Genomic DNA, 21,430 nt, shown 5'->3' with positions numbered 1-21,430 from the left:
TGTCTCCGTTTAGTCCCTTGATTCTTGTTCCGGCCAAAGGCCGTCTGGACAGGCGCGTCCTGTCCGGACGGTCCTCGGGCGGGGAAAGGCCCGCCGGCCTCCCCGCCGTCCGGCGCTTACACGGCGCTGCCGTGGCGCTTGCGGTAGTTTTCCAGGAAACGGGCGATGCGGCCGATGGCCTCCACCAGATCGTCCGTATTGGGAAGGAATACCACGCGGAAGTGATCCGGCGCAATCCAGTTGAAGCCGCTGCCCTGCACCAGCAGCACCTTCTCCTGCTGCAGCAGTTCCAGGATGAACTGCTGGTCGTCGCCTATCGGATAGACCTTGGGATCGAGCCTGGGGAACAGATACAGCGCGCCCTGCGGCTTGACGCAGGATACGCCCGGAATTTCCGTCAGCAACTTGTAGGCCAGGTCGCGCTGGCGCGCCAGCCGCCCGCCCGGCGACACCAGGTCTTCGATGCTCTGATAACCACCCAGCGCGGTCTGGATCGCATACTGCGACGGCACATTGGCGCACAGCCGCATCGAGGCCAGCATATTGAGGCCTTCGATATAGTCCCGGGCGTGCTTCTTCTCGCCGGACAGCACCATCCAGCCGGCGCGGTAGCCGCAGGCGCGGTAGTTCTTGGACAAGCCGTTGAAGGTCACCACGAACAAGTCAGGCGCCAGCGAGCCGATGGAGGTATGGCTGGCCGCGTCGTACAACACCTTGTCGTAGATTTCGTCGGCGTAGATGATCAGCTGGTGCGCTCGCGCCACTTCGACGATCTGCTGCAACAATGCCGGCGGATACACCGCGCCGGTGGGGTTGTTGGGGTTGATGATGACGATGGCGCGGGTGGATGGGGTGATCTTGGCCTGGATGTCGGCGATGCTGGGGAACCAGCCCTGCTCCTCGTCGCACAGGTAATGCACCGCCTTGCCGCCGGCCAGGCTCACCGCGGCGGTCCACAACGGGTAGTCCGGCGCCGGCACCAGCACTTCGTCGCCGTTGTCCAGCAGCGCCTGCATCGCCATCACGATCAGCTCGGACACGCCGTTGCCGACGATGATGTCGTCCATCGCCACATTCGGCAGATGCTTCTGCTGCGCGTAATGCATGATGGCCTTGCGCGCGGCGAACAGGCCCTTGGAGTCGGAATAGCCCGACGCCGCCGGCAGGTTGACGATCACGTCCTCGATGATCTCGTCCGGCGCGAAAAAGCCGAACGGCGCCGGATTGCCGATGTTCAACTTGATGATGCGGTGACCTTCGTCCTCCATCTTCTTGGCATGCTCGAGCACAGGGCCGCGGATGTCGTAACAGACGTTGGCGAGTTTCTGCGATTTATGTACGGGCTGCATGGCGGCGGCGACTTCCGTATCTGGCCGCCCGCCGGACGGGACGGCATGCTTGTGGCGGTGTGGTTGCTGTTTCATGGGATCTCTTTGTTCCGCCCGGCGGCTAAAGCCACATTCAGGGCGTGGTCGCTTGAGCCCCGGGTCTGGGTATAATCCTATCCCAATCTTTGGTGCACTGCACGAGCGCCGCCAGATGCGCCGCGCGGTGGCCGCAAACCACTGCCAAGGGAGCCATTCCGATGAAAATGCACCAGTCGCTGGGACAAGGCAAAAACCTGTTCACCGGCTACGGCGCCGGCCATGTGCTGATCAACGCCCAGCGCCACGACGGCAACCTGATCGTCAGTTCGGATCAGCTTGCCGCCTGGAGCGCGCCGGACTTCGCCAGCCTGGCCGCGGAGCACTTCGAGACGCTGCTGGCCTACCGCCCGGAAGTGGTGCTGTTCGGCTCGGGCGCCAGCCAGCGCTTCGTCCACCCGCGGCTGTACGCGGCGCTGACCCAGGCCGGCATCGGCGTGGAATGCATGGACACCCAGGCCGCCTGCCGCACCTTCAACATCCTGCTGGCGGAAGACCGCCGCGTGGTGGCGGCGCTGCTGGCGATCTAGGCCGCGCCCTGCCGCTGCGGCTTGCCGCCCTGGCGGTGGTAAGCCCACACCGCCGCCGCCGAAGCCAGCGCCACCAGCGAAAGCAGGCCGAACAAGGCCTGCTGATTCCAACCCAGGCCTATCAGCACTCCGCCCAACCCCGGGCCCAGCACCGAGCCGATGCGGCCCACCCCAAGGCTCCAGCCGACGCCGGTGGCCCGCAGAGCGGTGGGATAGGAGCTGGCCGCCAGCGCATTCACCGCTGGCTGGCCGCCGATGATGGCGAAGCCGGTGCCGAACAGCAGGATGAACAGCCACAGCGCCTGCCCTTCGGTCCGCCCCAGCAGCCACAGCCCTAGTGCCGCCGCCAGGAAACCGGCCAGCAGCACGCGGCGATAGCCGTCCCGATCTATCCAGAAGCCCATGCTCAAGGTGCCCAGCACGCCGCCCAACTGCAACATGCTGCCGGCCAGCAGCGCGTGCCGCATGGTCAGACCCTGCGCGCGCAGTAAGGACGGCATCCAGTTGGACAGGAAGTACAACACGATCAGGTTGAGAAAACTAAGCAGCCACAACAGCAGCGTGCGCCGCGCCAGCCCCTGGGCGAACAGCGCAGCCACCGGGCTGCTGGCGGACGGCTTTTCATCCAGCCACAGCCGGGCATCCGCCGGCAGTTCGGGCGCCATCTTGCGCAGCCAGCGCGCAGCCTGCGCCGCGCGGCCGCGCAGCAGCAAAAACTGCGCCGACTCCGGCAAGGCCCGCAGCATCGGCAACCACAACAGCAGCGGCAATACGCCGCCCGCCAGAAACACCGAGCGCCAGCCGTGGGCCGGAATCAGCCAGGCCGCCAACAGGCCGCCCAGCAAGGCGCCGGCGGTGAATCCACAGGAGATCAGCATCATCAGGCTGGCGCGCCGCGCGGCCGGACTGTATTCGCCGGCCAGGGCCATCGCGTTGGGCATGATGCCGCCCAGGCCGATGCCCGTGAGCAAGCGCAGCAGCATCAATTGCGGCAGCGTCTGCGCCGCCGCAGTCGCCAGCATGCCGATGCCGAACAGCAGCGTGCAGGCGAGCAGCACCGGGCGGCGGCCGATGCGGTCGGCCAGCGCGCCGAACAGCAGCGCGCCCAGCAGCAGGCCGAACAGGCCGGCGCTGAACACCGGCCCCAACGCCGCCTTGGCGACGCCCCAGTCTTCCAGCAAGGCCGGCGCGACATAGCCCATCGCCTGCACGTCGAAACCGTCCAATATCATGCACAGTCCGCACAGCACCAGCAGCCGCAGCTGGAAACGCCCCAGCGGCCGCTGGTTCAGCCACTGCCCCACTTCTATCGATGCCGCCATATCCCCTCGCCGACTTATGCATACGTCAAGACAGCATCGGGGAAGCGGGAGGCCGGGTCAAGCTGCGGCGCAGCAAGGGGACGACAACTTAGAAGGTCTCGGACAAACGCTCAACTAGCCGCCGGAAACAGCGGGCCGCATTTCCCGCGTAGCCATATCAGCGTGGAGTCCGCTGCGCGGACGATGATTTTGATGGCGGTTCCGCCCGCCCGATGTGCCAGGGGGCTGCGCGGCCAGCCCCCTGGCACCCCCAGGCCGCCCCAACGGCCTGAGAAACCCCGGCAAACCATTCAAAACATTCATGCCATGGATGCAAGGATCTCGGCCCTCAAGCCGCGGCGCAGGCAGAAATTGCCCTCAATGCAGCTTCAACGCAGGCCTTGCGGCCCGACGCAGCTTGTCGCCGATGAATAGCAGCACCGCCAGCATCCAGCCGTGCACCGCCGCCTGGTGCATCCGGTACAGCGAGGCGTAGATCAGCTTGGCGCCGCGCCCCTCCACATGGTAATCGCGCTTGGGGCCCACCAGCGCCGCCAGGCTGCCCACCGCGGTGTGCTTGCCCAGCGACACCATCATGCCCTGCGGCTTGAAGACAAACGGCCGCGCCGGCTTGTCGGCCAGGCGGCGCTCCAGCTCGTCGGCCAGATAGCGCGCCTGCTGGTGCGCCACCTGGGCGGTGGCGGCCAGGAAGCGGCCGCTGTCTCCGTCCGGCGCGGCGGCGCAATCGCCCATCGCGTACACGCAGTCGCCGCCGGCGCAATGCAGCCGGGCGTCCACCACCAGCTGGTTGACCCGGTTGACCTCCAGACCGTCCAGGCTGGCCAGCCAGCCCGGCGCCTTGACGCCGGCCGCCCACACCGTGATGTCGGCCTCGATCTTGCGGCCATCGCTCAGCGCCACGCCGTCGGCCTCCACCGCCGCCACCCGGCTGTTGCTCAGCACGCCTATGCGCTTGGCCGCCAGTTGCTCCTCGGCATAGGCGGAAAGCGACGGCGGCGCGGCGGCCAGGATGCGGTCGGCGCCTTCGATCACGCTGATCCTCACCCGCTCCGGCTGCAGCCGCGCGCCGTAATGGTGCAGCTCGCACATGGTATGGTTAAGCTCGGCCGCCAGTTCCACGCCGGTGGCGCCGCCGCCGACGATGGCGATGCTGAGCGCTTTGCCAGGCGCTGCGCCGTTGCTGCAGCGGAAAGCCTGCTCCAGCACGCGGTGGCGCAGTTTTTCGGCGTCGGCGGGAGTATTGAGGAACATCGCGTGTTCGGCCACCCCGGGGGTGCCGAAGTCATTGGCCTCGGCGCCCACCGCCAGCACCAGCCAGTCGTAACCGATTTCACGTTCCGGGCTGAGCGGCAGGCCGTCGCTGCCGGTTATCGCGGACAGCCTGATGGTGCGCCGCGCCTGATCCAGGCCCTGCATGTAGCCGAACTCGAAGTCGTAGCCGTTGCGGAAGGCGTGGGCGAAATAGTTGACCTCGTCCTCGCCGGTATTGAGCGCGCCGGTGGCCACCTCGTGCAGCAGCGGCTTCCAGATGTGGGTGGGCGAACCATCCACCAGCACCACCTGCGCGCGGTGGCGCGCTCCCAGCTTGCGTCCGAGCCGGGTGGCCAGCTCCAGCCCCCCGGCCCCGCCCCCGACGATGACGATGCGCGGCAAGGCCGCGTTGCGGCTTAACATAAGCAGCTCCTTATTAGCAGTGACTTTGATCAAGGTTACCGCATTTTTCCCGGCGCCAAGCTACCCGCGCGATAATTAGCACCATGCCATGGCAAGGTCATGCCAATCGGCTGATTTTGCGCCGTTCGCCGCCCCGGCCGCGCGACCGGACCGGAAAAGAAAAAACCGCCCATTCAATGCGGAATGGACGGTTTTCTCGCGGCGGGCATCGCCGGTCTACCACAGCACCTTGGCCAGCAATCCCGCCAGCAGGACGGCGATCAGCATCAGCAGGAAATTCTGCCGCTTCTGCTCGCGCATCAGCTGGATGTAGCCCTCCACCAGCAGTTCGGTGGTGCCGGAGCCCAGCGCCTCGTTCAGCTTGCGCGGCAAGGTCGGCAGCGTGGTGGCCCATTGCGGCGCCTCGTGCTTCAAGGTGCGCAGCAGGCCGCGCCAGCCCACTTGCTCGTTCATCCACTTGGTGAGGAAGGGCTTGGCGGTGTCCCACAAGTCCAGTTCCGGGTCCAACTGGCGGCCCAGGCCTTCAATGTTCAACAGCGTCTTCTGCAGCAGCACCAGCTGCGGCTGGATTTCCACGTTGAAACGGCGGCTGGTCTCGAACAGGCGCAGCAGCACCATGCCGAACGAGATCTGCGACAGCGGCTTCTCGAAAATGGGTTCGCACACCGTGCGCACCGCCGCCTCGAGCTCTTCCGCCCGGGTCTCCTTGGGCACCCAGCCGGACTCGATGTGGGCGGTGGCGACGCGGTGGTAGTCGCGGTTGAAGAAGGCGAGGAAATTCACCGCCAGATAGTGCTTGTCGGTGTCGGTGAGGCTGCCGACGATGCCGAAATCCAACGCGATATAGCGGCCGTCCGGCGCGACGAAAATATTGCCCGGATGCATGTCGGCGTGGAAAAAGCCGTGGCGGAACACCTGGGTGAAGAAAATCTCCACGCCGAAACGGGACAGCTTCTTCAGGTCGACTCCGGCCTCGCGCAGCCTGTCCACCTGGCCCACCGGGATGCCGTGCATCCACTCCAGCGTCAGCACGTCACGGCTGGAATAGTCGTAGAACACTTCCGGCACGATCAGTTGCTGCGAACCCTTGAAGTTGCGCCGCAGCTGCGAGGCGTTGGCCGCCTCGTGCATCATGTCCAGTTCGTCGTGCAGGTATTTGTCGAACTCAGCCACCACCTCGCGCGGCTTCAGCCGCTTGCCGTCGGCGAACAGCTTCTCCACCCAGCCGGCCAGCGTGCGCATCAGCGACAAGTCCTGCTCGATCACCGGCAGGATGCCCGGGCGCAGCACCTTCACCGCCACTTCGCGGCCGCGGCCGCCATCCGGCTGCCTCAGCCAAGCCTTGTGCACCTGCGCCACCGAGGCGCTGGCCACCGGCGTCAGATTGAAATCGACATAGATTTGATCGAGCTTGCGCCCCAGGCTGGCCTCCACCACCTGCTGCGCCAATGCGCCGTCGAACGGTGGCACCCGGTCTTGCAGGCGCGCCAGCTCGTCGGCATATTCCGGCGGCAGCAGGTCGCGGCGCGTGGACAGCACCTGGCCGAACTTGACGAAGATCGGCCCCAGACTTTCCAGCGCCAGCCGCACCCGCTCAGGCAGCGGCGCGCTGACGTCGCGGCTCACCGGGCACAGGGCAAACAGCCTGTGCAAAAAGGCCAGTTTGGAGTGGCCCTCGAGGAAATCGTCCAGACCATAGCGGTACAGGGTGGCAACTATCTTCAGCGAACGCGATATCGACATAAAGTCCGTCAGGTCTGGGAATTCTGTTTATTGAGCGCGGCTTCCAGCCGCGCCAGGCGCTTGTCCAGCCGGCCGGCGTCATCGCGCAGATGGTCCACCTCGGCGACGAAGCGGCCCACCAGATGGCGGCTGGCCAGCACCGGCGCTTCCTCGCGCAGATGCTCCACCCAGTTTTCCGCCAGGCGGAAGGCCAGTTGGCCCTTGAAACCGAACAGGCCGCGCGCCAGGGTCTCGATCCGCTGCGCGGCGACGTCGCCGAACACCCGCGACAGGTCTTCGCCGGCATGCCAATGCAACTGGCCGACGATACGGCCCAGAGCGGTCGCCAGCTCGGTGTCGCCTTCCAGCGCGATGTCAGCCAGCTGCGGGGGCTGGCCGGACAACTGCGACAACAGCGCGCCATGGCGCAGCCTGAGCCTCGCCTCCGGCTCGCCCGCGCAGGCGGCCAGCCAGCCGTCATCGGTAATCACCCCGGCCACTTCCAACGGCGGCAAGACAATCGCCACCCGGCGACCAACGTGAGCCGCCAGTTCGGCGCGCCGCGCCGGATGCTGGTTCAGCAGATGGTTGAAGGCTGCTATCTGGATGGCCATCGCGCGCTCCCGGCTGAGGTCAGAACTTGAAGCCCTTGTGCAGCGCCACCACGCCGCCTGTCAGATTGTGGTAGTCGGCCTTGCCGCAACCAGCGTCCAGCATCATCTGCTTCAGGGTTTCCTGGTCCGGATGCATGCGGATGGATTCGGCCAGATACTGGTAGCTGTCGGCGTCGTTCGCCACCAGCTTGCCCATGATGGGCAGTGCCTTGAACGAGTAGAAGTCGTAAAACGGCGCCAGCGGCTTCCACACCTTGGAGAACTCCAGCACGAATAATTTGCCGCCCGGCTTCAGCACCCGGCACATTTCTTTCAGCGCCGCGTCCTTGTGGGTCATGTTGCGCAGGCCGAAAGCCACCGACACCGCGTCGAAGTAATTGTCCGGGAACGGCAGCTTCTCGGCGTCGGCCAGCGACACCGGCAGGATCACGCCCTCGTCCAGCAGGCGGTCGCGTCCGACGGTCAGCATCGAGCTGTTGATGTCGGTCAGCCAGACTTCGCCGGTCTTGCCGACGCGCTTGGCCCAGCCGCGCGCCAGGTCGCCGGTGCCACCGGCGATGTCCAGCACCTTGTCGCCGGCGCGCACGCCGGAAGTGGTGAGGGTGAAATGCTTCCAGACGCGGTGCAGGCCGCCCGACATCAGATCATTCATCACGTCGTACTTGCCGGCCACCGAATGGAACACCTCGGCCACCTTGCCGGCCTTCTCGCTTTCGTCGACGGTCTTGAAACCGAAATGCGTGCTCTTGTCCATGCTCACTCCCTGCTCGCGCCGGCGGCGGCGAGCTTATCCAGATATTGCTGCCAGTACTGGTCGCGCCTGGCGCCCAGCTCGTATAGATAGCTCCAGCTGTACAAGCCGCTGTCATGGCCATCGTCGAAAGTGATCTTCAGCGCGTAGTGGCCGATGGGTTCCAGCGCGGTGATGCCGACATGGCGCTTGCCCACCTGCAAGGTTTCCTGTCCGACGCCGTGGCCGCGCACTTCCGCCGACGGGGAGTGGACGCGCAGGTATTCGCACGGCAGCTCGAAGCGGGCGCCGTCGTCGAAGGCGATTTCCAGCACCCGGGACACGGCGTGCAGCTGGATTTCCATCGGCTGGGCAGCGTTGGGAACGGCTATGGACATGGCTTGCTTTCTGTTGGTTCGACTGCGTCAGACCGGACGGGCAGTGCCCCCCGGCGCCTTCATAAGGAAACCTTAGTCTTTTTTCTCCAACAGCATGGCGTCGCCATAGCTGAAGAAGCGGTATTGCTGTTCCACCGCATGACGGTAGGCCTGGCGAATCTCGTCGTAACCGGCGAACGCCGATACCAGCATCAGCAGCGTGGACTTGGGCAGATGGAAATTGGTCAGCAGGCGGTCCACCACGCGGAAGCGGTAACCTGGCGTGATGAAGATGTCGGTCTCGCCGCGGCCGGCCGCCAGGTCGCCGCCGCGCGCGGCGGACTCCAGCGCGCGCACGCTGGTGGTGCCCACCGCCACCACGCGGTTGCCGCGGGCGCGGACGCGGGCGATCGCGTCCACCGTCGCCTGCGGGATTTCGTAGATCTCGCTGTGCATCTTGTGCTCGGCCACATTCTCCACCTTCACCGGCAGAAAGGTGCCGGCGCCGACGTGCAGCGTGACGAAGGCGGTTTCCACGCCCTCGGCCTGCAGCTTGGCCAGCAGTTCGTCGGTGAAGTGCAGGCCGGCGGTAGGCGCCGCCACCGCGCCCTGCTCGCGGGCGTAGACGGTCTGGTAGCGCTCATCGTCGTCGCCTTCGGCGCTGCGCTCTATATAAGGCGGCAGCGGCAGCTTGCCGGAGGCCTCCAGAATGTCGAACAGCTTGTCCTCGGCCAGGAAGCGCAGTTTGAACAGCGAGCCCTGGCGCTCGACCATCTCCGCCTCCCAGCGGCCGGCGAAGATCAGCCGGCTGCCCGGTTTGGGCGATTTGGACGAGCGCACGTGCGCCAGCGCGGTGTGGTCGTCGAGCACGCGCTCGATCAGCGCCTCTATCTTGCCGCCGCTGGCCTTCTCGCCGAACAGCCGTGCGCGGATAACGCGAGTGTCGTTGAACACCAGAAGATCGCCGGCCTGCAATCTGGCAGGCAGATCGGCGAAAGTCTGGTCGGACAGGTTCATGCCGTCCACGTGCAGCAGGCGGCTGGCGCCGCGAACCGCGGGCGGATGCTGGGCAATCAATGCCTCAGGCAGGTGGTAATCGAAGTCGGAGAGCTGCATACGGGAACAATCATTCAGAATCGGCAAATTATACCCGCGCCAACCCGCCCGGCACAGTGCCGCGCATCATATCGTCGCTTGGGCAGGCTTGACCGACGCCGATATTCCATTTACATATTGCAAACATGCCACAATGATTTTCCCCTTAAAATCTAATGCTTTCACTCTAAAATCAGTGTTTGGCCGCGGCCAGCCTTGCCTAAACAACCGTTTTAAATTCCGCAAATGCTGGACATTTTGCGGCGAATTGCGGCAAACTCGCGGCCAAGATGAAAAACAGGAGTCAGGCTTTGAGCCGATCCATCCTCGTGCTGCACGGCCCTAACCTCAATCTGCTTGGGGCGCGGGAACCTCAACACTATGGCCGGGACACCCTTGACGACATCAATCAGCGCTTGGTCAAACAGGCCAAGTCGGCTGGTTTTGCCTTATCGGCGTTGCAGAGCAACGCCGAGCATGTATTGATAGAACGCATACACCAATGTCTGGATGACGGCACCGCCTTCATCCTGATCAATCCGGCGGCCTTCACCCACACCAGCGTCGCGCTGCGAGACGCGCTGGCCGGGGTCAAGCTGCCGTTCATTGAAGTACATCTATCCAACGTCCACGCCCGCGAGCCGTTCCGCCAGCATTCGTATTTTTCCGATCTGGCGGTCGGCGTCATCTGCGGGCTGGGCGCCCACGGTTACGAGCTGGCGCTTGCGCACGCCGTACGGCATCTTGCCGCGCAAGCCTGACCACCGTTACAGAACATCCCATTCTGAAGGATTGACAATGGACCTGCGTAAACTGAAGAAACTGATCGACTTGGTCGAAGAGTCCGGCATCGCCGAACTGGAAGTGACCGAGGGCGAAGAAAAAGTCCGTATCACCCGCGTATCCGCCAACCAGCAGGTTTACGCCCAACCGATGGCGCAGATGTACGCTGCGCCGTCGGCCGCGCCAGCCGCTGCGGCGGCTCCGGTTGCCGAAGCCGCAGCGCCCGCCGCCAGCGACAAGAACGCGATGAAGTCGCCGATGGTCGGCACCTTCTACCGCTCGCCGAGCCCCGGCTCCAAGTCCTTCGTCGAAGTGGGCCAGAGCGTCAACGCCGGCGATACCTTGTGCATCATCGAAGCGATGAAGCTGATGAACGAGATCGAAGCCGACCGTTCGGGCGTGGTGAAAGCCATCCTGGTGGAAGACGGCCAGCCGGTGGAATACGGCGAACCGCTGTTCGTCATCGAGTAAAGCACTCGGACGACATCGCGAGATTCAGGGCACGGCCAAGGTCTGTGCCCTTGTCGTTTGACGTGACAGCAACGGCCCCCAGGCGACACGCCTGGCCGGGGCCAGATCGCGGAGAAATTCCATGTTCGAAAAAATTCTGATCGCCAACCGTGGTGAAATCGCGCTGCGCATCCAGCGCGCCTGCCGTGAAATGGGCATCAAAACCGTGGTCGTGCACTCCGAAGCCGACCGCGAAGCCAAATACGTGAAGCTGGCCGACGAATCGGTCTGCATCGGCCCCGCGCCCAGCGGCAAGAGCTACCTCAACGTGCCGGCGCTGATCGCCGCCGCCGAGGTCACCGACTCCCAGGCCATCCATCCCGGCTACGGCTTCCTGTCGGAAAACGCCGACTTCGCCGAACGCGTCGAGCAGTCCGGCTTCGTCTTCATCGGCCCGCGCCCGGACACCATCCGCGAGATGGGCGACAAAGTGTCGGCCAAGAACGCGATGATCGCCGCCGGCGTACCCTGCGTGCCCGGTTCCGAAGGCGCGCTGCCGGACGATCCGGCGGAAATCGTCAAGATCGCCAAGAAAATCGGCTACCCGGTGATCATCAAGGCATCGGGCGGCGGCGGCGGACGCGGCATGCGCGTGGTGCACTCCGAAGGCGCGCTGATCAACTCGGTGCAGATGACCCGCACCGAAGCCGGCGCCGCTTTCGGCAATCCCACCGTATACATGGAGAAGTTCCTGCAGGAACCGCGCCATATCGAAATCCAGATCCTGGCCGACGAATACGGCAACGCCATTTACCTGGGCGAGCGCGACTGCTCGATGCAGCGCCGCCACCAGAAGATCATCGAGGAGGCGCCGGCCCCGGGCATCACCGACAAGCAACGGCAGAAGATAGGCGAAGCCTGCGCCGAAGCCTGCCGCCGCATCGGCTACCGCGGCGCCGGCACCTTTGAATTCCTGTACGAAAACAGCGAGTTCTACTTCATCGAGATGAACACCCGCGTGCAGGTGGAGCATCCGGTGACCGAAATGATCACCGGCGTGGACATCGTGCAGGAGCAGATCCGCATCGCCGCCGGCGAGAAACTGCGCTATAAGCAAAAAGACATCATGCTGCACGGCCATGCAATGGAATGCCGCATCAATGCCGAGGATCCGTTCACCTTCATTCCGTCGCCAGGCAAGATAGAAAGCTATCACCCGGCCGGCGGCCCCGGCATCCGCATCGACTCGCACATCTACCAGGGCTACACCGTACCCTCGCACTACGATTCGATGGTGGGCAAGCTGATCGCCTACGGCGACACCCGCGAGCAGGCGATGGCGCGGATGCGCGTGGCGCTGTCGGAAATGGCGATTTCCGGCATCAAGACCAATATCCCGCTGCACCAGGAACTGTTCCTGGATGCGGCCTTCCAGCGCGGCGGCACCAGCATCCATTATCTGGAACACCGCCTGCAGCAGAAAAAAGGGGAAGCCTGATGGCATGGTTGCAAGCCACCATTGATTCCGACTCCGCCATCGCGGAAAAACTGGCCGACGCGCTGATGGACGCGGGCGCCTTGTCCACCGCGATCGAAGACGCCTGGGCCGGCACCGACCGCGAACAGCCGATCTTCGGCGAGCCGGGCGAACCGGTGGACCAGTTGTGGAGCCAGAGCCGCATCATCACCCTGTTCGACGAAAGCGCCGACGTGGCGCTGTTGATCGCCGCCGCGGCCAACGCTTGCCAGCTGGCGATGCCCGGCTACAAGGTGGAGCGGGTGGAGGAGCAGGACTGGGTGCGCCTGACGCAATCGCAGTTCGAACCGATCCGCATCTCCGACCGGCTGTGGATCACCCCGACCTGGCACGACGCGCCGGAGCCCAACGCAGTCAACCTGCAGCTGGACCCGGGCCTGGCTTTCGGCACCGGCAGCCACCCGACCACCCGGCTGTGCCTGCAATGGCTGGACAAGCAACTCAAGGGCGGCGAATCGGTGCTCGACTACGGCTGCGGCTCCGGCATCCTGGCCATTGCCGCGCTGAAGCTGGGCGCGGCCTCCGCCATCGGCATCGACATCGATGCGCAGGCGGTGCGCTCCAGCCAGGACAATGCCGAGCAGAACGGCGTCAAGGCCGATTTCTTCCTGCCGGACCAGAATCCGCAAGCCGCCTACGACGTGGTGCTGGCCAACATCCTGGCCAATCCCCTGCGCATGCTCGGCGAGCTGCTGTCTAGCCATGTCAAAACCGGTGGTAGAATCGTTCTTTCCGGCATCCTCGCCGAACAGGCCGACGAACTGTCTGCCATCTACAACCAGTGGTTTGAGATGGATGCGCCGGTATTCGACGAAGGATGGACTCGATTGACAGGAACCCGACGCGCCACGGTATGACATATACGACACAGTGCCCCAACTGCCAGACCCGTTTCAAGGTCAATGACAGCCAGTTAGCCGCAGCCAATGGACTGGTGCGTTGCGGGCGCTGTTCACATGTGTTCAAGGCGCCGGATCATTTTGTCGTCACGCAGCCGGCGCCCGAGCCGGTTGCCGAGCCCTCCCCCGCTCCCGACCACGCCGCGCACGGCTCCGGACGCGACCCCATCGACGATTTCGAGCTGGAAGTGCCGGATTTCGATCCGCAAGACAACCATCCAGACCTCGCAATCGCAACCGATAGCCCGCTGACCGCCCCGTCCGCCGCCGCCATCCCGGCGACGCCGGCGGCCGAGCCGGAACCCGCCCAAGCGGAGCTGGAAGAGTTCCAGCGCGCGCTGGCGGAAGCCATGCAGAACCGCCAGATCACCACGCCCATCGGCAATCCGTTTGACGAGCCGCCACTGCCTGCTGCCGAGCCGGACGTCTTCGGCAGCCGCCGCCGCGCGGAAAGCCCGGCGGAAACCGAAGCCAAACCGCAGCGGCCGGCGATCGAGCCGCCATTGTTCACCGATGCCGACGCCGAGGAAGAGGAGGAAGCCGCCCACCACAAGCCGCCCAGCCCCTGGCTGAACGGCGTGCTGGCCATGCTGGCCGTGCTGGGCGTGCTGTTCCTGGCCGCGCAACTGATCTACATCAACCGCACCCGCATCGCGGCGGAAGTGCCGGAAATGCGCCCGGCACTGGAGAATATGTGCCGCGCGCTGGACTGCCAGGTGCCCTGGCCGACCGATATCGGGCTGATCCGCACCGAGTGGTCGGAACTGGCTTTCGTGCCGGACTACCCCAACCTGATCCAGCTGTCCGCCACGCTGAAGAACCACGCCCAGTACGCTCAAGCCTTCCCGATGCTGGAGGTGACGCTGAAGGACAGCGACGATCAGGTGCTGATCCGCAAGGTGTTCGCGCCCAAGGAATACCTGAAGCCGGACGACTTGAAGCCGGGCCGCTTCAACTCCAACAGCGAAGTGAAGATCACCATGCGGCTGGACGCCGGCAAGGTGCATGCGATGGGATACAGCCTGTACTGGTTCTATCCCTGAACATGAGGCGGCGCGGAAACGCGCCGCCCGGTGTCATTCATCCTCCGTCCGGAACGCAAACTCCTGAGTCAAGCTGACGTCCGGCGCACAACGGTATTCGCGCAGGGCCTTGTTGATCTCCGAGCGGAAACCGCTGCGATACTGCGGCGGAATCTGCCGGAACTCCGCACTCTCGATCCCAGCCACCGTGCCGTCGCCCCGGGTATGAAACCTCACTTTGACCACGCCGCCCACCTCGTCGCGCAGAGCTTTCAACGGGTAATCCGGCGCCTCTTGGTGAGCGCAGCCCGTTGCCGCGGCGCCCGCCGCCATGCCGGCGGCCAACAGGCCGGCCAGCCATATCGCTTTTCGCATATCCTTCTCCTTCCCATACCGTCCGGCGCAATCGCGGCGCCGGCTTCCTTTATAGGACTGATAAAGATATTTTCCATTAGAACATCAATATAGGCGCCGATCCGCGCAAGCCGCCGCCGCTGCTGCCGAAACCATCCAGCAAGATGCTGCATCCCCAGTCAGTTTCAGGGCCACAGAGATTGCCCGGCGGCAAGCCGCGCTAGCGTTCCTGAGCAAAGCGGAGGCGCTGCCAAAGGCTGATATTGGGCTTGCATTGGCATTCCGGCAGCAAGGCGAGAAGGACCGGACGGAAATCTTCGCGGTAATCTTCCGGAATCGTTGCGGAAAACTCCATCCCCACCAGGCTGCCATAGCGCCCAGCCGCATCTGTGCGAAATACTACCGTGGTGTCCCCCTACACCTTATCCATCTCGGCCCGTATCAGGTACACCGGCAGCGGGATATGCTGGCAATTCGCCTCCGGGCGGATGCCTGCAGGCTCAATCCCATCCAAATCGCCGCGAACAGCCAAAACCCGCGCATCGCCATTTCCCTCCTTTTAACATGTTCAAGTCATTACGCCGTCAGGCAAAGAATTCCGCCAGATAATCGACAAACACCCTGACCTTGCCCGGCACATGCCTGCGCACCGGGTAGACCACCGACAAGTCCAGGCAATGCCAGTGGTAATCCTGCAGGATGGCCACCAGGCCGCCATCGGCCAAGGCCTGCTCCACCAGGAAACGCGGCTGCAGCACAATGCCCATGCCGTTGATCGCCGCGTCGGTCAGCACATCGCCGTTATTGGCCTTCAGCGGCCCCTTCACCCGCACCTTGTCGCGGCTGCCGTCCGGCGCCTGGTAATCCCAGACATTGGGCTGCGCCGTCAGCGCATACAACAGGCACTGATGCGAAGCCAGCTCCGACGGGTGTGCCGGCGCGCCGTGGCGCGCGAGGTACGATGGCGCAGCCACCAAAAGATCGTCTATTTGCGCCAAGCGGCGCGCCACCAGTGTGGAGTCGCTGAGATTGGATACCCGTAAGGCCAGGTCGAAGCCCTCCTCCACCAGGTCCACCCGCCGGTCGTTTAGGCTCAGCTCCACCTCGATTTGCGGATGGCGCTGGTGGAAGCCGCCGATGATGCGGCCGAGGTAGCGCATGCCGAAGGACACCGGCGCCGACACCCGCAGGCGTCCCACCGGCTCGCTGGCGCCATGCGACAGCAGCGCGTCCAGTTCGTCCAATTCCGCCAGCAGGCTGCCGGCCTGCGACAGATAGGTCTCGCCCGCCTCGGTCAGCGACAGCTTGCGGGTGGTACGATGCATCAACCGGGCGCCCAGCCGGTTCTCCAGCGACGCTACCAGCTTGGTCACCATCGCCCGCGACAATTCCAGCCGGTCGGCGGCGGCGGCGAAGCTGCCCAATTCCGCCACGCAGACAAAGGCGCGGATTTCGGAGAATCTGTCCATATTATTTCTTTAAGGTAAACAATAATTTTCAATATCAGATATTTATTGAATATAAAGCCGATGGTCAAATAGCGCCATACCAATCCCACCCGGAGCTTGCCATGAACCGCCTGCAAAACCCCAATATCGCCATCCTGCTGCTGCGGCTGTCGCTGGGCCTGATGTACCTCGCGCACGGCGCGCTCAAGCTGTTCGTGTTCACCCCGGCCGGCACCGCCACCTACTTCGCCAGCCTGGGCCTGCCCGGCTTCTTCGGCTATGTCGCCATCGCGGTGGAAATCGGCGGCGGCCTGCTGCTGCTCGCCGGCGTCAAGGCGCGCTGGGTCGCCCTGCTGCTGATCCCTCAACTGCTGGGCGCCATCGCGCTGGTGCACGGCGCCAAGGGCTGGATGTTCACCAATGAGGGCGGCGGCTGGGAATATCCCGCCTTTCTGATCGCCAGCTCGCTTGCGCTGTTCCTGCTGGGTGAGCCGGCGCGTAATCCGGCAACAGCCAAAGCATAAGCCCTCCCGCCCCGCCACCTTCCGGCGGGGCTTTTCCTTTCAGGCTCCGCCGATTAGAGTTGCATTACAAAAATGCAACAGCGGCCTTTCCCCGCCTATCTTTCCCAAGCCCGCAAGAATCAAGCGCTATTTCCACGACTCGCGAACGGATGCTGCAACGCAGCAGCCAATCTGGACAATTCCGACTTGCACATTTTCTTGATTGCCATCAAGCTGCTGCGTAATTTGTCTGTAGTTTAACTACATATTAGGCAAGATACGCCTGTGCCCGGCCGCCGACGCCGCATGGCAACAGCCTGTATATAATTGTCGGAATCCTGTCAGGACAAGCCAAGCCTCAGGGTGTACCCTAGCGGGCCAAATGCCAGAACAAAACCAACCGGCTTGATTGACGCTCGTAATAAAACGACTGGAATTATCCACGAATTGAGGAGTTTCTCATGGGCACCACCGCACCAAGACTCGATGTTCTGGCCCCCCTTTCCGGGTGGCTGGTCCCCTTGGACAGCGTCCCGGACCCGGTGTTTGCCGGCAAGATGGTTGGCGACGGCGTCTCGCTCGATCCCACTTCCGGCAGCCTGCTGGCGCCGGTGGCAGGCGTGGTCAGCAATCTGCATTCCGCCCACCACGCGCTGACCATCACTACTGCCGAAGGCGTGGAAGTGATGGTGCACATCGGCATCGACACCGTGATGCTGAAGGGCGAAGGATTCTTCCCGCTGGTCGAGCAAGGCCAGCAAGTCAGCGCCGGCCAGGCCGTGATCGACTTCGACATCGATCAGGTGGGCCGCAACGCCGCAAGCCTGCTCACCCAGATCATCGTCACCAACGGCGAAAGCGTGCACAGCATGCAAGCGGCCCAAGGCATGGTGCATGCCGGCCGCGACGTGGTGCTGAGCCTGCAGCTGGCCAACGGCCAGGCGGTGGCGCAGCTTCAGGACGGCGAGCCGAAACTGTCGGCCGACATCGTCATCGGCAACCCAGCCGGCCTGCACGCCCGCCCCGCAGCGGTGTTCGCCAGCAAGGCCAAGAGCTTCTCCTCCGACATCCAGCTGCTCTTGGCCGACAAGGAGGCCAACGCCAAATCGGTGGTGGCCGTGATGGGTCTGGCCACCAAGCTGGGCGACGCGGTGCGCATCCGCGCCCACGGCGGCGACGCCGCTGCCGCCATCGCCGAACTGACCCAGCTGCTTAACGACCGCTGCGGCGAGAAGCCGGGGGAGGCGCCGCAAGCGCCGGCAGAAGCCCCCATCGCCATCCAACAGCAGGACAGCGACAAGCAACTGGTGGGCGTGGGCGCCTCGCCTGGCATCGCCATCGGCCGCATCGTTCATCACCGCCTGCAGGAATTCGACGTGCCCGAGCAAGGCAAGGGCGGCAATATCGAGCAACAAAGCTTCGCCCGCGCCGCCGAGGAGGCGGCCGCCCAGATCGAGCTGGTCAAGGCGCAACTGTCCGACCCGGCCAAGCAGGCCATCCTCTCCATGCATCAGGAACTGCTGCAAGACCCCGACCTGCTGGCGCTGACCTACACCGGCCTGGCCGAAGGCAAGTCCGCCGGCTGGGCCTGGCGCGCCGCGTTCAGCGCCTACTCCGCCCGGCTGGAAGCCCAGGACAATCCGCTATTGCGCGAACGCGCCAACGACATCCGCGACGTCGGCCGCCGCGTGCTGGCGCTGCTGGCCGGCATCAAGCAGGCCGCGCTGGAACTGCCTGCCGGCTCCATCCTGATCGCCGAAGACTTGGCGCCGTCCGACACCGCGGCGCTGGACCCGTCCAAGGTGATGGGCTTCTGTACCCGCACCGGCGGCGCCACCAGCCATGTGGCCATCCTGGCGCGCTCGCTGGGCATCCCGGCGATCTGCGGCATCTCGCAAGCGGCGCTGAAGCTGCCGGAGGGCCGGCAGGTCATCCTAAACGGCAGCGAAGGCACGCTGGCCATTGCCCCGAATGCCGCCGAACTGGCCGCCGCCGAGCAGGAAATCGCCCGCCTGGCAGAGCGCCGCGCCGATGAGGCCAAGGGCTCGATGCAGCCGGCCGCCACCCGCGACGGCGTGCGAGTCGACGTAGTGGCCAATATCCGCAATGCCGCCGACGCGCGCGAAGCGGTGGCCAAGGGGGCCGAAGGCGTGGGTCTCTTGCGTTCGGAATTCCTGTTCGACAACCGCGACACCGCGCCGACCGAAGCCGAGCAAGCGGCGGAATACTGCGCGGTAGCCGAAGCGCTGGGCAAGGACCGTCCGCTGGTGGTGCGCACGCTGGACGTGGGCGGCGACAAGCCGCTGTCCTACCTGCCGCTGCCCAAGGAGGACAACCCCTTCCTCGGCCTGCGCGGCATCCGCGTCAGCCTGGACCGCCCGGATCTGCTGCGCACCCAGCTGCGCGCCATCCTGCAGGCCGCGCCGCTGACCCAGTTGCACATCATGTTCCCGATGGTGGCGTCGCTGGAAGAGCTTCGCGCCGCCAAGGCGGTGCTGGTGGAAGAACAACAGTCCTGCGGCCAGCATGACGTCAAGGTGGGGATCATGGTGGAAGTGCCGTCGGCCGCTGTGCTGGCGGCGCGCTTCGCGCCGGAAGTGGACTTCTTCTCCATCGGCACCAACGACCTCACCCAATACGTGCTGGCGATGGACCGCGGCCACCCGCAGCTGGCCAAGCAGGCCGACGCGCTGCATCCGGCGGTGCTCAACATGATTGCGATGACTTGTGACGGCGCCCGCGCCCACGGCAAATGGGTCGGCGTCTGCGGCGGCCTGGCTTCCGACGAGCGCGCCGCGCCGCTGCTGGTGGGCATGGGCGTATCGGAGCTGTCGGTCAGCACCCCCGCCGTCGCCTCGGTGAAAGCCACGCTGGCGCGCTGGAGCCTGGCCGAGTGCCAACAACTGGCCAACGATGTGCTGGCGCTGTCCACCGTGACCGACGTGCGCCACCATCTGAACCAACACGCTCGCTAAGGAATGAGTCCCGGCGCGGGACGCGCCGCAATGCCGGACGGGGAGACCGCCAGGGTGAACCTGGCGCCGTCCGCATCACGCTGGCGGCAAGGCCAGGCGACGGGGCTTGTATAGAGGGGGACGGCGTCACAGCCGCTCGACATTTCATAAGCATGTCAAAGCAGGATAATAATCATGTTTAGCTCAGCATTCGCTAACTTGCAGAAAGTGGGCAAGGCCCTGATGCTACCGGTGGCGGTACTGCCGGTGGCCGGTCTGCTGCTTGGTATCGGCGCGACCGACTTCCACACCCAGAACACTGTCATCCTGGCGATCCTGTCGCTGATGAAGCACTCCGGCGACGTGATCTTCGGCAACCTGCCGCTGATCTTCGCCGTGGGCGTGGCGCTGGGCTTCACCGAAAACGACGGCGTGGCGGCCATCGCTGCCGTGATCGGCCATCTGGTCACCACCGCCACCCTGGGCGTGATGGCCGGTCTGATGGGAATCAAGCCCGACACCATCATGGGCCTGCCGTCGATCCAGACCGGCGTGTTCGGCGGCATCCTGGCCGGCGGCCTGGCGGCATACATGTTCAACCGCTTCTACCGGATCAGCCTGCCCGAATACCTGGGCTTCTTCGCCGGCAAGCGTTTCGTGCCCATCATCACCGCCATCGGCGCCATCGCGCTGGGCGTGGTGCTGTCCTTCGTCTGGCCTCCCATCGGCAACGGCATCAAGGCCTTCTCGATGTGGGCGGCTTACAGCAGCCCGGCGACCGCCGCCACCGTGTACGGCTTTGTCGAACGGATGCTGATCCCCTTCGGCCTGCACCACATCTGGAACGTGCCGTTCTTCTTTGAAATCGGCGCCTTCCCGGGAGCCAACGGCACCGTCATCCACGGCGACATAAACCGCTTCTTCGCCGGCGACCCGACCGCCGGCATCCTGTCCGGCGCCTTCCTGTTCAAGATGTTCGGCCTGCCCGCCGCGGCGGTCGCCATCTGGCACACCGCCAGGCCGGAAAACCGCGTCAAGGTCGGCGGCATCATGATCTCCGCCGCGCTGACCTCCTTCCTCACCGGCATCACCGAGCCGATCGAATTCGCCTTCCTGTTCGTCGCCCCGGTGCTGTACTTCATCCACGCCTGTCTGGCCGCGTCGGCGCAGTTCGTAGCCAACACGCTGGACATGCACATGGGTTTCACCTTCTCGCAAGGCGGCATCGACTTCCTGATGTTCAACCTGATCGGCGACAAGGCCAAACATGCCTGGTACGTGTTCATCCTCGGCCCGATCTACGCCGCGATCTACTACAGCGTGTTCCGCTTCGTCATCGTCAAGTTCAACCTGAAGACTCCGGGCCGCGAAGATGAAAGCAGCGAAGCCGGCGCGGCGGTCAGCGAAGACCAGCGCGCCCGCGAACTGGTGCTGGCCTTCGGCGGCCGCAGCAACATTCGCAGCCTGGACGCCTGCATCACCCGCCTGCGCATCTCGGTGCAGGACATCGCCAAGGTGGACCAGGCCCGCCTGAAGGGCATGGGCGCTTCCGGCGTGGTGGTGGTGGGCAGCGGCGTGCAGGCCATCTTCGGCCCGCGCTCGGAAAACCTGAAAACCGATATGGAAATCTACCTGCGCGGCGCCGGCGCCGATGCGGAAGTGAGCGTCGCTCCCGCCGCTCCGGCCCAGCCGGCTCCCTCCCTTGCGCCCGTAGCCCCCGCGGCGGCGCAAGCCGACGTCGGCGCGCTGAAGCAGGCGCTGGGCGGCAAGGCCAACCTCGCCAAGGTCGAAGCCATCGCCCACACCCGCCTACGGGTGGAACTGAAGGACGGCGCCCGCTTCGACGAGGCGGCGGCCCGCGCCGCCGGCGTGATGGCCGTGATGCAGCTTGCTCCGGGCACGCTGCACCTGATCGTCGGCGACCAGGCAAGCACGCTGGCGGCCGCGCTGCAAGCCTGACCCAAGCGGTAGCGCCGACAAAAACGCCAGCAT

19 protein-coding genes are annotated in these 21,430 nt (G+C 64.9%); 9 read left to right on the top strand and 10 right to left on the bottom strand.

Features of this window, described 5'->3' with window-relative positions; translation table 11 throughout:
• Window positions 1-116: 116 nt before the first annotated feature.
• Window positions 117-1,349: a pyridoxal phosphate-dependent aminotransferase gene (locus tag BI347_RS10885; RefSeq protein WP_071112592.1), complete on the bottom strand. Its 1,233-nt coding sequence runs from the start codon at window positions 1,347-1,349 to the stop codon at window positions 117-119.
• 236 nt (window positions 1,350-1,585) lie between these two features.
• Between BI347_RS10885 and BI347_RS10880 the strand changes: the two genes are divergently transcribed.
• Complete coding sequence (locus tag BI347_RS10880) at window positions 1,586-1,954, top strand: Mth938-like domain-containing protein (protein ID WP_071112591.1); 369 nt, start codon at window positions 1,586-1,588, stop codon at window positions 1,952-1,954.
• On the opposite strand, the gene BI347_RS10875 is transcribed toward BI347_RS10880, so the two are convergent.
• The 7 genes from BI347_RS10875 to queA form a co-directional block, all read right to left on the bottom strand.
• Window positions 1,951-3,276, bottom strand: coding sequence for an MFS transporter (locus tag BI347_RS10875; RefSeq protein WP_239690862.1), 1,326 nt, complete (start codon window positions 3,274-3,276; stop codon window positions 1,951-1,953). The genes BI347_RS10880 and BI347_RS10875 overlap by 4 nt on opposite strands.
• Window positions 3,277-3,633: 357 nt before the next feature.
• Window positions 3,634-4,950, bottom strand: coding sequence for an NAD(P)/FAD-dependent oxidoreductase (locus BI347_RS10870; protein ID WP_071112589.1), 1,317 nt, complete (start codon window positions 4,948-4,950; stop codon window positions 3,634-3,636).
• A gap of 216 nt (window positions 4,951-5,166) precedes the next feature.
• Window positions 5,167-6,693, bottom strand: a complete 1,527-nt coding sequence (gene ubiB, locus BI347_RS10865; RefSeq protein ID WP_071112588.1) for a ubiquinone biosynthesis regulatory protein kinase UbiB — start codon at window positions 6,691-6,693, stop codon at window positions 5,167-5,169.
• 8 nt (window positions 6,694-6,701) lie between these two features.
• Entirely contained in the window at window positions 6,702-7,286 is a 585-nt protein-coding gene (locus tag BI347_RS10860) for a ubiquinone biosynthesis accessory factor UbiJ (RefSeq protein ID WP_071112587.1), read from the bottom strand.
• 19 nt (window positions 7,287-7,305) lie between these two features.
• Window positions 7,306-8,040 carry a bifunctional demethylmenaquinone methyltransferase/2-methoxy-6-polyprenyl-1,4-benzoquinol methylase UbiE gene (gene ubiE, locus BI347_RS10855; protein ID WP_071112586.1) on the bottom strand — a complete coding sequence of 245 codons (735 nt, stop codon included), beginning with the start codon at window positions 8,038-8,040 and terminating at the stop codon, window positions 7,306-7,308.
• Between the two features lie 2 nt (window positions 8,041-8,042).
• Window positions 8,043-8,414, bottom strand: a complete 372-nt coding sequence (locus BI347_RS10850) for a gamma-butyrobetaine hydroxylase family protein (protein ID WP_071112585.1) — start codon at window positions 8,412-8,414, stop codon at window positions 8,043-8,045.
• A 72-nt stretch (window positions 8,415-8,486) separates the two neighbouring features.
• Complete coding sequence (queA, locus tag BI347_RS10845; protein WP_071112584.1) at window positions 8,487-9,509, bottom strand: tRNA preQ1(34) S-adenosylmethionine ribosyltransferase-isomerase QueA; 1,023 nt, start codon at window positions 9,507-9,509, stop codon at window positions 8,487-8,489.
• 269 nt (window positions 9,510-9,778) lie between these two features.
• On the opposite strand from queA, the gene aroQ reads away from it, so the two are divergent.
• From aroQ to BI347_RS10820, 5 genes are all read left to right on the top strand, one after another.
• Entirely contained in the window at window positions 9,779-10,249 is a 471-nt protein-coding gene (gene aroQ, locus BI347_RS10840) for a type II 3-dehydroquinate dehydratase (RefSeq protein ID WP_193430969.1), read from the top strand.
• 37 nt (window positions 10,250-10,286) lie between these two features.
• Window positions 10,287-10,742 (top strand): acetyl-CoA carboxylase biotin carboxyl carrier protein, encoded by a 456-nt coding sequence (accB, locus tag BI347_RS10835; RefSeq protein ID WP_071112582.1) that lies wholly within the window; start codon window positions 10,287-10,289, stop codon window positions 10,740-10,742.
• Window positions 10,743-10,863: 121 nt separating this feature from the next.
• A complete protein-coding gene (accC, locus tag BI347_RS10830; RefSeq protein WP_071115874.1) occupies window positions 10,864-12,219 on the top strand; it encodes an acetyl-CoA carboxylase biotin carboxylase subunit in 1,356 nt (451 codons plus the stop codon).
• Window positions 12,219-13,115: a 50S ribosomal protein L11 methyltransferase gene (gene prmA, locus BI347_RS10825; RefSeq protein WP_071115873.1), complete on the top strand. Its 897-nt coding sequence runs from the start codon at window positions 12,219-12,221 to the stop codon at window positions 13,113-13,115. The genes accC and prmA overlap by 1 nt, the downstream gene beginning before the upstream one ends.
• On the top strand, window positions 13,112-14,200 hold the full coding sequence (locus BI347_RS10820) for a DUF3426 domain-containing protein (RefSeq protein WP_071115872.1): 1,089 nt from the start codon (window positions 13,112-13,114) through the stop codon (window positions 14,198-14,200). Before prmA ends, BI347_RS10820 begins: the two co-directional genes overlap by 4 nt.
• A gap of 33 nt (window positions 14,201-14,233) precedes the next feature.
• Here the strand turns inward: BI347_RS10820 and BI347_RS10815 are convergent, their stop codons facing one another.
• The gene (locus BI347_RS10815; protein ID WP_071112578.1) at window positions 14,234-14,554 is read right to left on the bottom strand and encodes a hypothetical protein; all 321 of its coding nucleotides are present in this window, start codon (window positions 14,552-14,554) and stop codon (window positions 14,234-14,236) included.
• Between the two features lie 563 nt (window positions 14,555-15,117).
• The gene (locus BI347_RS10810) at window positions 15,118-16,002 is read right to left on the bottom strand and encodes a LysR family transcriptional regulator (RefSeq protein WP_071115871.1); all 885 of its coding nucleotides are present in this window, start codon (window positions 16,000-16,002) and stop codon (window positions 15,118-15,120) included.
• 101 nt (window positions 16,003-16,103) lie between these two features.
• Here BI347_RS10810 and BI347_RS10805 point away from each other — a divergent pair, with 101 nt between their 5' ends.
• The 3 genes from BI347_RS10805 to ptsG all read left to right on the top strand — a co-directional run bounded on the left by BI347_RS10805 (window position 16,104) and on the right by ptsG (window position 21,397).
• Window positions 16,104-16,505 (top strand): DoxX family protein, encoded by a 402-nt coding sequence (locus BI347_RS10805; RefSeq protein WP_071115870.1) that lies wholly within the window; start codon window positions 16,104-16,106, stop codon window positions 16,503-16,505.
• A 440-nt stretch (window positions 16,506-16,945) separates the two neighbouring features.
• Complete coding sequence (gene ptsP, locus BI347_RS10800; RefSeq protein ID WP_071115869.1) at window positions 16,946-19,459, top strand: phosphoenolpyruvate--protein phosphotransferase; 2,514 nt, start codon at window positions 16,946-16,948, stop codon at window positions 19,457-19,459.
• Between the two features lie 174 nt (window positions 19,460-19,633).
• Entirely contained in the window at window positions 19,634-21,397 is a 1,764-nt protein-coding gene (gene ptsG, locus BI347_RS10795; protein ID WP_071112574.1) for a PTS glucose transporter subunit IIBC, read from the top strand.
• Window positions 21,398-21,430 lie beyond the last annotated feature (33 nt).

The sequence above is a fragment of the Chromobacterium sphagni genome, from assembly GCF_001855575.1.
Lineage (GTDB): Bacteria > Pseudomonadota > Gammaproteobacteria > Burkholderiales > Chromobacteriaceae > Chromobacterium > Chromobacterium sphagni.
This window is presented reverse-complemented; position numbering and strand designations above follow the sequence as displayed.